Genomic DNA, 13,488 nt, shown 5'->3' on the forward strand with positions numbered 1-13,488 from the left:
TATCCCTAAAAATAATTACGATATTTACAATCAGTCCTTTACATTATTTTCCCATTAAAACTTTAAGTCCTAAATTCCTATTTGATGAAAAACTACAAACTGCCCTTCCGCTCAACTGTATTCGCTTTGCTTTCCCTACTTCTTTTTTCGAGTTGTAAAAACGCTTCCGAAGAAATTTCCGAAGAAAAAGAAACCGGAAAAATGGAATATCCCGCAGAGTGGATGTACAACCAACGCGCGTATCCTAACAATTACATCAACAAAGAAGCATACAAAGAAGCAGTGCTTCAATCCAAACAGATTCTCACAAACCGCTCTCCCGAACAAGCTGGGGAATGGACGTTTGTGGGCCCGCTAAACACCGGCGGCCGCGTTACCGATGTAGCTATTTCACCAGATAATGATGACCATCTATACGTGGCCACGGCAACTGGTGGAATTTTTAGAAGTTATGATGCGGGCGCAAATTGGACCCCAATTTTTGATGAAGTATCAAAACCTTCAATTGGTGATATTGCCATTGCCCCTTCAAACGCTCAGCGAATATATGCAGGAACAGGCGAAGCAAACGGAAGTGCTACTGACGGTGCTTATTTTGGTGATGGAATATACAGAAGTGACAACGGCGGCGATACTTGGACCAATGTAGGTTTGCCCGAAAGCAACCATATAGGTAGAATTGTTGTTGACCCAACAAACCCAGATCGTGTTTTTGCTGCGGCTACCGGACAATTATACGGTAAAAATGTAGAGCGCGGAATATATAGAACCACAAATGGTGGTGGAAACTGGGAGCGTGTACTTTTTGTTACAGACTCTACAGCGGCAATTGATGTTGCAATGAATGTTGCAAATACAAATATTATTTATGCAGCAATGTGGGAACGCACCCGCAAACCTTGGGAACGTGATTATGGGGGTGTTACTTCAGCAATTCATAGATCGATGGATGGGGGAACAACTTGGACTGAACTTGGTGTTTCCAACGGTCTTCCCGCTCCAAATGCGCAAACTGGACGTATTGGTATTGCCGTTTCAGAATCAGATCCTTCAACGGTTTATGCACGTTTCACAACAAATGAAATTACCAATGAATTTGATGGCCTTTATAAATCAACCGATAATGGCGATAATTGGGCATTGGTAACGCCAGCTGGGGCATTAAGTGGAATTGACGCCAATTTTGGATGGTATTTCGGGAATGTTCGTGTTAATCCAAACAATTCATCCGAAGTGTATGTTATAGGTTTTGAACTTGCAAAATCCACAAATAGTGGTGCCTCTTGGAGCACACTGCCCGGAATGCATGTGGATCATCACGCGTTGGATTTTTCAAGAACTAACAGCAATTTTATGCTCGCCGGAAACGACGGTGGCGCCTATATTTCTAACAATGGCGGAAATAGCTGGACTAAGTTTTTGAATCTTTCATTAACCCAATTTTATAATATTGAAGTAGATTATTTACAGCCAGAGAGGCTTTACGGAGGCACACAGGACAACAATACAATTAGGACACTCACAGGAGGCACAAGCGATTGGAGTTCGATCATTGGTGGTGACGGTTTTCATGTAAATGTGGATCCAAACGATAATAATTATGTTTACGGGGAATCCCAATACGGAAATCTTCGCCGTTCCACAAACGGTGGAAGTTCATTCCAAAATGGAACAAATGGCATAAGCGGTAGCGACCGTACAAATTGGAATACACCTGTAATTCTTTCACCGTTTGATTCCTCAAAAATGTTTTACGGCTCTAACAAGCTCTACACCTCTACCCGTGCGGTTTCTTGGACAGCCATAAGCCCAGATTTAACAGACGGTTTGCACCCAAGCGGCTCCTTAGCTTTTGGAACGCTCACCGCAATCGCGGCATCCTACAATAATTTGGACGTTATTTATACTGGAAGCGACGACGGAAATGTAAACGTAACTTTTGATGGCGGAACTACATGGACAGACGTAAGCGCTGGTCTTCCCGATCAATACATCACTTCCATCGCAATGGTTCCAAGTGACGATATGATTGCGTATGTTACTGTTTCGGGGTTTAAATATTTGGATTATACCCCGCGTGTTTTTAAAACTACGGACGGAGGACAGAATTGGACGGATATTTCATCAAACCTACCAAATATTCCAGTAAATGATATTATCGTCTATCCGGCAGAAAATATTTTATTCGTCGCAACCGACTTAAATGTGTGGTATTCCAAAGACGATGGTGCAAACTGGACAATTTTAGGAAACAACCTGCCGCTTACGGTGGTGATGGACTTAAAATTCCACGAACCCACCCAAACGCTTTATGCTGGAACTTTCGGACGGGGGATGCACAGTTATGATATCAGCGATATTTTAAGTGTGGACGAAAATGAACTGGCTTTAAATTCAATCAAAATATACCCAAATCCCGCAACTTCAGAATTTACAATTTCGCAAAACCTTTCTTCGGAAGGAACCGTTCAGCTTTTTGATATTTCAGGGAAAAGGATAAAGGATTTGTTCAGCGGAAATTTTAGTTCCAATAAAAACATCAAAGTAAAAACCGATGGACTTGCGACGGGTATTTATTTGCTGAAAGTAAATACAGGCAATCAATCGGTTACAAAGAAATTGATAGTCAAAAAATAATAAAGAAATTTTAAAAATAAAAAACCCCGATTCAAAATTGAATCGGGGTTTTTATTAGGCTTTTATTGCTTTTCGCAAACCACCCCCCAAATAGAAAGTGTATTTTTTGAAGTATTAATTTTCACATTTTCTGCATCTATTACCCTGAAATCTGCAGCGCCTGCGTAAGTATTGTCAAATATAGCTGCAAGTGAAAATTTAGGATTCTTAAAATTTAGAATTTTCCAATTTCCATCAACAGTATAAGTTCCCTTTTCAGAAATTACCACAGGTTTTTCGGTGCTTTCGGGCTGCGGAATACTTTTAAAATCGAATTTAAAAGTGTTGTTTTCAAAAAGCTTCAACGAAATTGAAGCAACTCCATTTCCTAAACTTTTATAGGAAACAGCCTCAATTTTTCCCAAAACAACTTCTTTGGAATCCTTTGAAGATTTCACAGCAGTTTTCTTACTTCCGCAGGAAGAAATGGTTATTAACAATGCAAGTAGCAATATATTTTTCCACATAATTTAGCGTATCAATTTTTTATATTTGATTCGTTTTGGCATCAAATCGCCGCCCAAACGTTTCTTTTTGTTTTCCTCGTATTCGCTGAAACCACCTTCAAAATAATATACTTGGCTATTTCCTTCAAACGAAAGTATGTGCGTACAGATTCTGTCCAAAAACCAGCGGTCGTGACTGATAACTACTGCACAGCCTGCAAAGTTTTCCAAACCTTCTTCCAAGGCACGCAGCGTGTTTACGTCCAAATCGTTCGTAGGTTCATCCAGCAACAGTACGTTGCCTTCTTCTTTTAAAGTCATTGCAAGGTGAAGTCTGTTGCGTTCCCCACCAGAAAGCATCGAAACTTTTTTGTTCTGCTCGCTTCCGCTAAAGTTGAAACGGCTCAAATATGCACGGGAATTCACTTGCCGTCCGCCCATCATAATTAATTCCTGGCTGTCGCTGAAGTTTTCCCAGATGGTTTTATCGGGGTTTATGTTCGAATGAGCCTGGTCAACATAAGCAATCTTAGCGGTTTCGCCTACTTCAAAAGTACCTTTGTCCGGCGTTTCCTCGCCCATTATCATTTTAAAAATAGTGGTTTTACCGGCACCGTTCGGGCCAATAATTCCAACGATTCCGGCTTGGGGAAGTTTGAAATTCAAATCCTCGTAAAGCAATTTATCGCCAAATGCTTTTGAAACACCTTTGGCCTCAATAACATTTGTTCCCAAACGCGGGCCGTTCGGGATGTATATTTCCAACTTTTCATCTAATTGCTTTTGGTCCTGGCTCAAAAGTTTGTCGTAATTCTGCAAACGCGCCTTTTGCTTTGTTTGGCGACCTTTTGCGCCTTGACGAACCCATTCCAGCTCGCGCTCCAATGTCTTTTGACGTTTTCCGGCCTGTTTTTGCTCCTGCGCCAATCGTTTTGACTTTTGGTCCAGCCAAGAGGAGTAATTCCCTTTCCACGGAATGCCTTCTCCCCTGTCCAATTCCAAAATCCAGCCCGCAACATTATCCAAGAAATAACGGTCGTGGGTTACGGCAATCACAGTGCCTTTGTATTCGGCAAGATGATGCTCCAACCAATGCACGCTTTCGGCATCCAAATGGTTTGTGGGCTCATCGAGCAAAAGCACATCCGGTTCTTTAAGCAACAATCTGCAAAGCGCTACCCTTCTTCGCTCACCTCCGGAAAGTACGCTGATCAATTTATCGGGCTCCGGTGTGCGTAGCGCATCCATCGCAATTTCCAGTTTTGTGTCAAGCTCCCAAGCGTTTGTGGCGTCTATTTTATCTTGAAGCTTTGCCTGTTTTTCCATGAGTTCATCCATTTTTGCAGGATTTTCATAAACTTCCGGCAAACCGAACATATCATTTATTTTGTTGTATTCGTCAAGAATATCGACTACTTCCTGCACGCCTTCCTTTACAACTTCCAAAACAGTTTTGGATTCGTCCAGTTTCGGCTCCTGTTCCAGATAGCCTACGGTATAGCCGGGTGCAAAAACTACATCGCCTTGGTAGTTTTTCTCTTCACCTGCGATGATTCGAAGTAAGGTAGATTTACCACTTCCGTTAAGACCGAGAATACCAATCTTGGCACCGTAAAAGAAGCTTAAGTATATGTTTTTAAGGACTGGAGTCTGGGCGCTTTGATAGGTTTTGGTCAACCCAGACATTGAGAAAATTACTTTTTTATCGTCGCTCATTTTAGTTAATTATTAATCGTTAAATGTTAATTCGGGATTTGTTAGATTTTTATTAATGAAGGTTAAGAAGCCTCAAAAGCACAAGCATTTGGCCGGTGTGATACGCCGTATGTTCTATAACCAACATTACTTCGCGCAAAAGGGTTTGTTCGTTTTTGCCGTTTTTTACAGGCTGCGTCAATTTATTTTCTTCATCTAAAAGAAAATTTTTCAATCGTTCGCGGTCTGTGGTGTATTCGGCTTTTAGGGTTTCCCATTCCGCTTGCTGCTTACAGATTTTTTCCTTGGGCCAATAATAGTCGGGCCATTTGGGCTCGGTGTAATCATCGGAACACGTGAATTTTACAATATCCTTTTGGGTGAAAACCACGTGATAGAACAATTCATAGAGTGAATACGGCAAATTGCCCGGCCGCGTATTGATGTCCTCAAATGAAATTTTCTTCAACATCTCCGTTACGGGCATAAAGGCCTCGCCACCGTAGAGGTGTTTTACGAGCCGTTCCCGGATTTGTTTTTCATCAGACATACATTGGATAATTTGGAATGGGATAAAAGTTATTATGTTATTGAGTTAATTAAACTGCAACTAAGACTGCGACTGAGACTGAAAACTAAACCCGCCCCTTCAACGCATTAAAAACCCAGGCAATGGCAAAGAAACCAATCCCGACCGAAGCAAAGCCCCAGCCGGCAACATCGTCATACCGGAAAGCGCCCATACCTATTAGCACAACACCTACAACAATCATTATAAAAGTGGCCCAAGCCAGTACCGTATTTTTATTCATTCCCATAATCTATTTTGTTTGGTTGATTTTTCTTTTTCGGTTTGCAAATTTACGAGCAAAAACAAATATCGGTAATATAAAACAGATTTTCGTTAACAAAATGTCATAGTTTTTTGATGGGTGCGGGATGATGAAAGCCTTCAATAAAAGAAATGGACTATAAACTTATAATACGGAGATTTAAACTTCAAACTTTAAAGCCGAAACTTTCCGGCATTTTGTATTTTAGCGCAAACATACTTTTTCAATGGATTTAAACTTCAACAAAAACGAAGACCACAATAAACTTCTGGTTTCAGAATTAAAGAATAAATTGGCCAAAGTGAAGCTCGGTGGCGGCCAAAAACGGATTGACAAGCAGCACGCACAGGGCAAGCTCACCGCCAGAGAGCGCATTGCATATCTACTTGACGAAAAAAAACCGAGTATTGAAATCGGTGCCTTTGCGGGCGATGGTATGTATGAAGAGCACGGCGGCGCTCCCGGGGGCGGCGTGGTTGTAAAAATTGGTTATGTGAAAGGAAAACAGTGTATCGTTGTGGCGAATGACGCTACAGTAAAAGCTGGAGCTTGGTTTCCTATAACTGCGAAAAAGAATCTTCGCGCGCAGGAAATTTCAATTGAAAATCGTTTGCCGATTATTTATTTGGTCGATAGCGCGGGCGTTTACCTTCCTATGCAAGATGAAATTTTTCCCGATAAGGAACACTTCGGAAGAATTTTTAGAAACAACGCCGTAATGAGCAGTATGGGCATTACGCAGATTGCCGCCGTGATGGGTAGCTGCGTGGCCGGCGGGGCCTATCTTCCCATTATGAGCGATGAAGCTTTAATAGTTGATAAAACCGGAAGCATCTTTCTTGCGGGAAGTTATTTGGTAAAAGCTGCCATTGGTGAAAGCATCGACAACGAGGAGCTTGGCGGTGCGACAACCCATTGCGAAGTTAGCGGCGTGACCGATTACAAAGCCAAAGACGACAAGGATGCACTTGACAAAATAAAAAATATAGTTTCGAAAATTGGCGATTTTGAGAAAGCGGGATTCAACCGTGAAAAGGCAATAAAACCAAAGGAAAAACAAGAAGATATTTACGGAATTCTACCAAAATCTCGCGCCGAACAATACGATATGCGCGAAATTATAAAACGCCTCGTGGACAATAGCGCTTTTGAGGATTACAAAGAAGGCTACGGGCAAACCATTCTTACAGGCTATGCCCGCATTGACGGTTGGGCCGTGGGCATTGTTGCCAATCAGCGTACTTTGGTAAAAACCACAAAAGCCAAAACTAAGCCCAGCGAAATGCAGTTTGGCGGCGTAATTTACAGTGACAGTGCCGATAAGGCCACGCGTTTTATTGCCAATTGTAACCAAAAGAAAATCCCGCTCGTGTTTTTACAGGATGTAACGGGGTTTATGGTGGGCAGCAAGAGCGAACACGGCGGCATTATTAAGGATGGTGCAAAAATGGTGAATGCGGTTAGCAATAGCGTTGTGCCGAAATTTACTATAGTAATTGGAAATAGTTACGGTGCGGGCAACTACGCCATGTGCGGAAAAGCCTACGACCCGCGATTGATTGTTGCTTGGCCAAGTGCCGAACTTGCTGTAATGAGCGGAAACAGTGCTGCTAAGGTATTGCTTCAAATAGAAACTGCTTCTCTTAAAAAAGAGGGCAAGGAAATTACGGAAGAAGAGGAAAAAGAACTTTACAATAAAATAAAGGCACGCTACGACAGACAAATTTCGCCATATTACGCAGCTTCCCGAATCTGGACCGATGCCGTGATTGACCCGTTGGACACCCGAAAGTGGATTTCAATGGGCATTGAAGCAGCAAACCACGCGCCTATTGAGAAGGCTTTTAATTTGGGAATTATTCAGGTATAAAATTTTAGAATAAAAATCATAAATAATTGATTTTCACTACATTTGGTTTATAAATAAACTTTCAAACCAATCAGTTTATGACATTAAACCCTACCACACTCCGCAAAATGGGCTGGCGCTGTTTCGTCTTAATGTGGATTCCCTTTATTACATTATTCGTTGGTATGTGGGGTATGCCAGAAGGTTCTTATGATTTTGACGAGCTTCCCGAACTTACCCAATATTCCCTTGTGGCATTGGTAATATTATTTACCCTTACCTTCATCTTTTTTATTGGTTCTATCGTTACATCTTCCACTAGTAAAAAAAAATTGCTTAAAAACGGAAAAGAAGCTCCCGCCAAGATCCTAAATATTTACGAAACGGGAACCACCGTTAACAACTCGTATATGGTGGGTTTTGAATTGGAAGTAATGCCAAAGCACGCCCCTAAGTTCTCAACGACCACGGAACAATTAGTGTCAAGATTACGCATTCACGAATTTGAAGTGGGAAAGAACGTTTTGGTAGCATACGACCCCAAAACATTTGAAGCGACCATTATTGGAAAGATTCAGGAAAAAGTGGATACCTAAAATTAAACCATTCTTCAAACCTTCCATTTTTTTAAACACCGGAATGGGTATCTTTAATAAAACTCTCATAGATTATGGAAAAAAACACATCTCCAATCACACCTAAATCTTTTTTAAGAACCTTTACCCTAATCCATCTTGTACTGGTAGCCAGTGTTCTAATTTTTGGATTGATGATGTTTTTACAAACCAAAAACCAAGAATTAATTTTCACCTATTCTGGCGATGTAATGTTCTTTGTAGTTCCGTTTATGGCAATTGCGGGAATAGTAGCAGGTAATTATCTTTACGGAAACATTATAAAAGGATTAGCTTCCAAAAATACCTTAATGGAAAAACTGAATGGCTTTCAATCAGCTTCCGTTGTAAAATATGCACTTTTAGAGGGTCCAGCACTATTAGGCATTGTGGCTTTTATGAATGAAGGAAATCAGTACTTTTTAATTATTTCCCTATTACTCCTCGGATGGCTTATTATGCAAAGGCCCACGCGAGATAGAGTAGAAAGAGATTTGATGCTGCAAGGTCCCTTAAAAAGTGAATTTCAACAGGAGGACAAACCATTAGAATAAAGTTTACTTCAGAAAAAAATATTTCAAAACCTCAGCCCGTTTTACTTTTCCAGTTTCCGTATAAATAAAATGGGGCAGTGTGTAAATTTTCTTAGGCTTTTCGTAAGCTGAAAGGCTATTAAATGTTTCGGTATAATCCTCAAGTTTTAATTGCTTTTTACTCTCAATAATTAAAATAACCCGCTCGCCCAAGGCATCGTCCTTTTCCGAAGCAATAAAAAAGGGTTGGTTTATGTGAGGCGAAAGCTTTTCCTCCACAATTTCGGGGTGTACTTTTACGCCGCCCGTATTTATTACGTTGTCCGCTCTTCCCAAAAACTTGAAGGAAGTTGGTGAAATTAGCTCCACAACATCGTTGGTTACAATACTTTCCTCGGAAATTTCCGGGGCGTGGATTTGCAGGCAATTGTTCCCGTTCAAAGAAAAATTTACCTTCGGAAGCGCAGAAAAAATAGCTGATTTCTTTGTTCCATTTATCGGGCGAACCGCTACATGGCTGATGGTTTCGGTCATTCCGTAGGTTGCGAATACCCGGGTTTTTATTTTTTGTAATTGCTTATCCAATTCAGCCGACACTGCTCCTCCACCAACGATTAACTTTTTCACTTTGTGTAAATCTTTCAACGAATGAAAAACCTGATAGGGAACCATTGCCGAAAAATCGAAGGTATCATCAATATTTTCAAGCGGATTTTTTTCGGGAGCAGTTGTGCATAAATCCCAACCCGCAATCATTGCCCGCACCAGCATCATTTTCCCTGCAATATATTCCGAAGAAAGGCAGAGCAAGGCTTTGGTATTCTCTTTTAAATCGAAATACTTCACGGTGGCTTCGGCACTGTTATAAACCTTTTCTTTTTGAAGGGTGATGGTTTTCGGCGTTCCTGTGGAACCGGAAGTTTTTACGGTTATAAAATCATTTTCGTCAAGCCACTCCAAAATAAATTTTCCAATTGCGACTTCATCCTCCTTTCCGTTTTCAACTAAATAATTCGCACGTTCCTTTAACGCTTCAGCAGAAGGAAATGCTTCGCCATTTAATCTGAATGTGGGATGGAGCAACGATTTCACTATTCAATAAAAGTTGAATTCGGGTTATTCTCTTCAGTCACAATAATAGGTTCTTCCACTTTTCCAAATAGCTTACCGCCCCAATCGCGCCATTTGTAGCGCCAAGCCATTATCAGAAGAAAGATAGGATACAGAATAAGCACAGGTGCAACTACATCAAACCCAGCCGAGGGTTCTGAAATATCCTTGAAAATGGAATTGGTTTTAAAGACGGTCCAATCTGCGGTGACCAATAGGGCCGTAATCAAATTGTTTCCCGCGTGAAAGCCCAATGCAAGCTCCATTCCTTCGTCCATCAGCGTCATAATTCCCAAAAAGAAACCTGTGCCGATGTAATAAATCATTATAATATTCCCGAGTTTATCAACTTCAGGATTTGCGAGGTGCAAACCCCCAAAAATCACAGAGGTAAGCACTAGCGGTAACCATCTGTTTTTTGCCAAAACGCCGATTCCCTGCATCAAATACCCACGGAAAAGATATTCCTCAAAACTGGTCTGCAGTGGAATCATAATGATTGCAATTACCGCAAGAATTAAAAACGGAACCAAATCAAACTGCAAAACATAATCGTCCGGATTGCTGTAATAGTCCAATATGGTTACCACCAAGGTAGTGACCGTAATAAGCCCAAAACCAAAAAACACACGGCCCCAATCGGTTTTTTTGCGCGAGGTTGTAAGTTCGACAAAAGGTTGTTTGTGCAAAAATCTCACCACGAGATAAACTGCCAATAACCCTATGGCATAACTGAGCAGCATCAAAAACAGTGTGAGGTTTGAATCCAGAACTGTCATCATCACATTTGGATCCTGAATGGATTCTATATTTCCGCCATTGGACATTACCTTAAACATTACGGCAATTAATAGAGGAATGGAACCAATTTGACTAGCGATAAAAATTATAAGAAAACCAACCAAATAGCGCCACCATTCGTGCAGGGATTTAAAAGCTTGTTTTATGTACATTTTTGTTGATTGTTTGTGGTTTGTGGTTTGTGGTTTGTGAAAATTATTTAAAATTAAAATTCCAGACTTTATTCGGGTTGTATTTTAATTCTCCCCTTGAAACTTTTAGCGGACTTTCAACATTATTGGTGTAAAGGCTACCCGTGCCCAAACCTTGCGGCAATTTACTGTTTTTTGTGAAGGTATATTGCGAAATGGCGTTTAAACCCACATTGCTTTCCAAAGCCGAAGTAATCCACCAACCCGCATTGTGCTTTTCCGCAAGGTCTATCCAAGTATCGCTTCCGCGGAAACCGCCAACCAATGAAGGTTTTAGGATTATAAACTGCGGTTTTACGGTTTCTAAAAGTTTATTTTTTTCGTCTTCTGAAAAGATACCAATGAGCTCCTCATCCAAAGCAATGGGAAGCGGCGTTTCCTCACAAAGTCGTGCCATTTCCTGCCATTGGCCTTGCTTGATGGGCTGCTCAATGGAATGCAATTGCAAATCTGAAAGCACTTTCAATTTTTCCAAAGCTTCCTTGGGCGAAAAGGCGCCGTTGGCATCTACGCGCAGTTCCACTTCGGAAGCGGAAAATTCGGTTCGGATGGATTTTAAAAGTTCGATTTCAGTCTTGAAATCGATAGCGCCAATTTTCATTTTGATACATGTGAAGCCTTCTTTAAGTTTTTCTAAAATCTGCTGCTTCATAAAAACCTTATCTCCCATCCAAACCAGGCCATTAATAGGAATTGCAGCTTCGCCACGGGTAAATTCCGAAGGAAATAATTCAAAAGGATTATTGGAATGCAACGATTTAAAAGCGGTTTCAACCCCAAACTGTATCGACGGAAATTCCTCCAAAGCTTCGTATAAATCTGCTTCACTTACGCCCAATTCCAAGTTTTCACACACGCCCGCAAGCTCTTCTTCGTAATCGGGACGGTCGTCAATACTCAAACCGCGAAGCAGGCCGCACTCGCCCACTCCGAAACCTTCTTCGGTTTTCAGAATAAGAAAATAGGTTTCCTTGTTATTCAAAACACCGCGGGAAGTGCCGCTGGGACGTTTGAAGTTTAGAATGTGTTTTTTATAAGAGGCTTTCAAAGTATAAGTAGATTTAGGGTTGAAGCACCAAATTTTAAAATTCCAAATTCCAAAAGAGCGCCCTTTGGAATTTGGAATTTTATTTTTGGAATTTTATAACTCAATACTCTCGCCAATTTCAAGCAACATCAAATCCTTATTGGCATCGTAGAATTTTCGTTTTGCCTCTTCGTGGTCTATTTCGATATATCCAAACGTGTCATAATGCACGCCCAAAACCTTATCGCACTGTACAAAATCGCTGGCAATAATTGCATCATCAATCCCCATTGTGAAATTATCGCCTATGGGGAGAATTGCCAAATCCAACTTTGTTCGCATCGGGATCAATTTCATATCCATTGTCAACGCTGTGTCACCCGCGATGTAAATGTTTTTATGTTCGCCCTCAATCACAAAACCGCCGGGTTGGCCGCCGTAACTGCCATCAGGAAAACTGCTGGTGTGATGGGCAATTACGTATTTTACCTTTCCAAATTCAAACTTCCAACTGCCGCCGTGGTTCATCGGGTGTACTTCAATGCCTTTTTCCTCATAATGGTTTGCAATCTCAAAATTGCTCACAATTACTGCCTCTGTATTTTTTGCGATAGCTTCCGCATCCAGCGTATGGTCTTGGTGGGCGTGGGTCAAAAGAATATAATCTGCCTTTAACTGGTTGATGTCAATTTTATCTTTTGCAAGCTCGTTTCCGCTAATAAAGGGATCTACCAAAATGTGTTTTCCCTTAATCTCTATGCCGAGGCAATTTTGTCCGTAAAATGTAATTTTCATAATTTCTTTTTTTATCACATAAATATACTAAACAAGATTGCAAACAAAAAAGTACTGAGCGCAACCTTCTTTAATTCGCCATCGAGCAACATTGGTGATTTGTTTTTTAAAACGGTTTTTATGTTTAAAAGGAAAGGAATAAAAGCAATTAAGTATATAAATTGTAAGGGTTCCCGATAATTTATGATAGTGTAGAGCACAGCGCAAAGCATTCCAAAAAGCAACAGGAAAGCGTGGTATTTTTTCGCTTTTGTGGACCCCAATTTTACGACCAAGGTAAGTTTTTTGGCAGCCGCATCGTTTTCAATGTCGCGCATATTGTTCAAATTCAGCACGGCGGTGCTGAAACAACCGATTGCCGTGGCGGGCAATAAAAGTTGCCATTGAAGCTGGTGGGTGAACAAGTAATAACTTCCCAAAACACTTAGTAACCCAAAAAACAGGAACACAAAAACATCGCCCAAACCGGAGTAACCGTAGGCTCTTTTCCCAACAGTATATTTTACCGCAGCGATGATGGAAACAATAGTTAAGTTGAAAAATATAAAGGAAATGACAAAATTTTCATTTCCGAAAGCTCTGAAAATCAAAAACGTGGCGAGAAAAAAAGTGATGATTCCGGTAATGATCATCCCAATTTTCATTTCTTTAGGTGAAATAATTCCCGAAGCTACCATACGCTTTTCCCCGTGCCTTACAGTGTCGGTGCCGCGAATGCCATCGCCGTAATCATTGGCAAAATTTGACAAAACCTGAAAACCGATCGTAACCAATATTGCGAGCCAGAAAAGTACCGAACTATAATAGTAGTGTGAAGCCAAACCTGCACCAACAATAATTCCAGAAACCGAAAGCGGCAACGTTCGCAATCTCGCCGCGGCAAACCAAGCTTTAATTTTTGTCATTCAATATTTTTTT

Annotated in this window: 13 protein-coding genes; 4 read left to right on the top strand and 9 right to left on the bottom strand. The window is 40.9% G+C overall.

The window, feature by feature from the left end:
• Nucleotides 1-84: 84 nt before the first annotated feature.
• The gene (locus LS48_RS02335) at nt 85-2,637 is read left to right on the top strand and encodes a T9SS type A sorting domain-containing protein (protein WP_062619555.1); all 2,553 of its coding nucleotides are present in this window, start codon (nt 85-87) and stop codon (nt 2,635-2,637) included.
• Between the two features lie 62 nt (nt 2,638-2,699).
• Here the strand turns inward: LS48_RS02335 and LS48_RS02340 are convergent, their stop codons facing one another.
• The 4 genes from LS48_RS02340 to LS48_RS02355 all read right to left on the bottom strand — a co-directional run bounded on the left by LS48_RS02340 (nt 2,700) and on the right by LS48_RS02355 (nt 5,635).
• Complete coding sequence (locus LS48_RS02340; protein ID WP_062619557.1) at nt 2,700-3,143, bottom strand: hypothetical protein; 444 nt, start codon at nt 3,141-3,143, stop codon at nt 2,700-2,702.
• A gap of 3 nt (nt 3,144-3,146) precedes the next feature.
• Nucleotides 3,147-4,838 (bottom strand): energy-dependent translational throttle protein EttA, encoded by a 1,692-nt coding sequence (gene ettA, locus LS48_RS02345; protein WP_062619559.1) that lies wholly within the window; start codon nt 4,836-4,838, stop codon nt 3,147-3,149.
• A 52-nt stretch (nt 4,839-4,890) separates the two neighbouring features.
• Entirely contained in the window at nt 4,891-5,367 is a 477-nt protein-coding gene (locus tag LS48_RS02350; RefSeq protein ID WP_062619562.1) for a DinB family protein, read from the bottom strand.
• Between the two features lie 85 nt (nt 5,368-5,452).
• Complete coding sequence (locus LS48_RS02355; protein WP_045080117.1) at nt 5,453-5,635, bottom strand: CAL67264 family membrane protein; 183 nt, start codon at nt 5,633-5,635, stop codon at nt 5,453-5,455.
• Nucleotides 5,636-5,876: 241 nt separating this feature from the next.
• Here LS48_RS02355 and LS48_RS02360 point away from each other — a divergent pair, with 241 nt between their 5' ends.
• From LS48_RS02360 to LS48_RS02370, 3 genes are all read left to right on the top strand, one after another.
• Complete coding sequence (locus tag LS48_RS02360) at nt 5,877-7,520, top strand: acyl-CoA carboxylase subunit beta (protein ID WP_062619564.1); 1,644 nt, start codon at nt 5,877-5,879, stop codon at nt 7,518-7,520.
• Between the two features lie 77 nt (nt 7,521-7,597).
• A complete protein-coding gene (locus LS48_RS02365) occupies nt 7,598-8,095 on the top strand; it encodes a hypothetical protein (RefSeq protein WP_062619566.1) in 498 nt (165 codons plus the stop codon).
• Between the two features lie 74 nt (nt 8,096-8,169).
• Complete coding sequence (locus tag LS48_RS02370) at nt 8,170-8,667, top strand: hypothetical protein (RefSeq protein WP_062619568.1); 498 nt, start codon at nt 8,170-8,172, stop codon at nt 8,665-8,667.
• 3 nt (nt 8,668-8,670) lie between these two features.
• Here the strand turns inward: LS48_RS02370 and LS48_RS02375 are convergent, their stop codons facing one another.
• From LS48_RS02375 to menA, 5 genes are all read right to left on the bottom strand, one after another.
• Nucleotides 8,671-9,738, bottom strand: coding sequence for an AMP-binding protein (locus LS48_RS02375; protein WP_235810997.1), 1,068 nt, complete (start codon nt 9,736-9,738; stop codon nt 8,671-8,673).
• On the bottom strand, nt 9,738-10,709 hold the full coding sequence (locus tag LS48_RS02380; protein WP_062619573.1) for a CPBP family intramembrane glutamic endopeptidase: 972 nt from the start codon (nt 10,707-10,709) through the stop codon (nt 9,738-9,740). The genes LS48_RS02375 and LS48_RS02380 overlap by 1 nt, the downstream gene beginning before the upstream one ends.
• Nucleotides 10,710-10,752: 43 nt before the next feature.
• On the bottom strand, nt 10,753-11,796 hold the full coding sequence (locus LS48_RS02385; RefSeq protein ID WP_062619576.1) for an o-succinylbenzoate synthase: 1,044 nt from the start codon (nt 11,794-11,796) through the stop codon (nt 10,753-10,755).
• A gap of 93 nt (nt 11,797-11,889) precedes the next feature.
• Entirely contained in the window at nt 11,890-12,570 is a 681-nt protein-coding gene (locus LS48_RS02390; RefSeq protein ID WP_062619783.1) for a metal-dependent hydrolase, read from the bottom strand.
• 14 nt (nt 12,571-12,584) lie between these two features.
• A complete protein-coding gene (gene menA, locus LS48_RS02395) occupies nt 12,585-13,475 on the bottom strand; it encodes a 1,4-dihydroxy-2-naphthoate octaprenyltransferase (protein WP_045080123.1) in 891 nt (296 codons plus the stop codon).
• Nucleotides 13,476-13,488: the final 13 nt, after the last annotated feature.

Source organism: Aequorivita aquimaris (assembly GCF_001573155.1).
Classification (GTDB): Bacteria; Bacteroidota; Bacteroidia; order Flavobacteriales; family Flavobacteriaceae; genus Aequorivita; species Aequorivita aquimaris.

Coding starts and splice junctions, on each gene's coding strand:
- LS48_RS02335 (WP_062619555.1), top strand. CDS start 85: ATGAAAAACTACAAACTGCCCTTCCGCTCAACTGTATTCGCTTTGCTT.
- LS48_RS02340 (WP_062619557.1), bottom strand. CDS start 3,143: ATGTGGAAAAATATATTGCTACTTGCATTGTTAATAACCATTTCTTCC.
- ettA (WP_062619559.1), bottom strand. CDS start 4,838: ATGAGCGACGATAAAAAAGTAATTTTCTCAATGTCTGGGTTGACCAAA.
- LS48_RS02350 (WP_062619562.1), bottom strand. CDS start 5,367: ATGTCTGATGAAAAACAAATCCGGGAACGGCTCGTAAAACACCTCTAC.
- LS48_RS02355 (WP_045080117.1), bottom strand. CDS start 5,635: ATGGGAATGAATAAAAATACGGTACTGGCTTGGGCCACTTTTATAATG.
- LS48_RS02360 (WP_062619564.1), top strand. CDS start 5,877: ATGGATTTAAACTTCAACAAAAACGAAGACCACAATAAACTTCTGGTT.
- LS48_RS02365 (WP_062619566.1), top strand. CDS start 7,598: ATGACATTAAACCCTACCACACTCCGCAAAATGGGCTGGCGCTGTTTC.
- LS48_RS02370 (WP_062619568.1), top strand. CDS start 8,170: ATGGAAAAAAACACATCTCCAATCACACCTAAATCTTTTTTAAGAACC.
- LS48_RS02380 (WP_062619573.1), bottom strand. CDS start 10,709: ATGTACATAAAACAAGCTTTTAAATCCCTGCACGAATGGTGGCGCTAT.
- LS48_RS02390 (WP_062619783.1), bottom strand. CDS start 12,570: ATGAAAATTACATTTTACGGACAAAATTGCCTCGGCATAGAGATTAAG.
- menA (WP_045080123.1), bottom strand. CDS start 13,475: ATGACAAAAATTAAAGCTTGGTTTGCCGCGGCGAGATTGCGAACGTTG.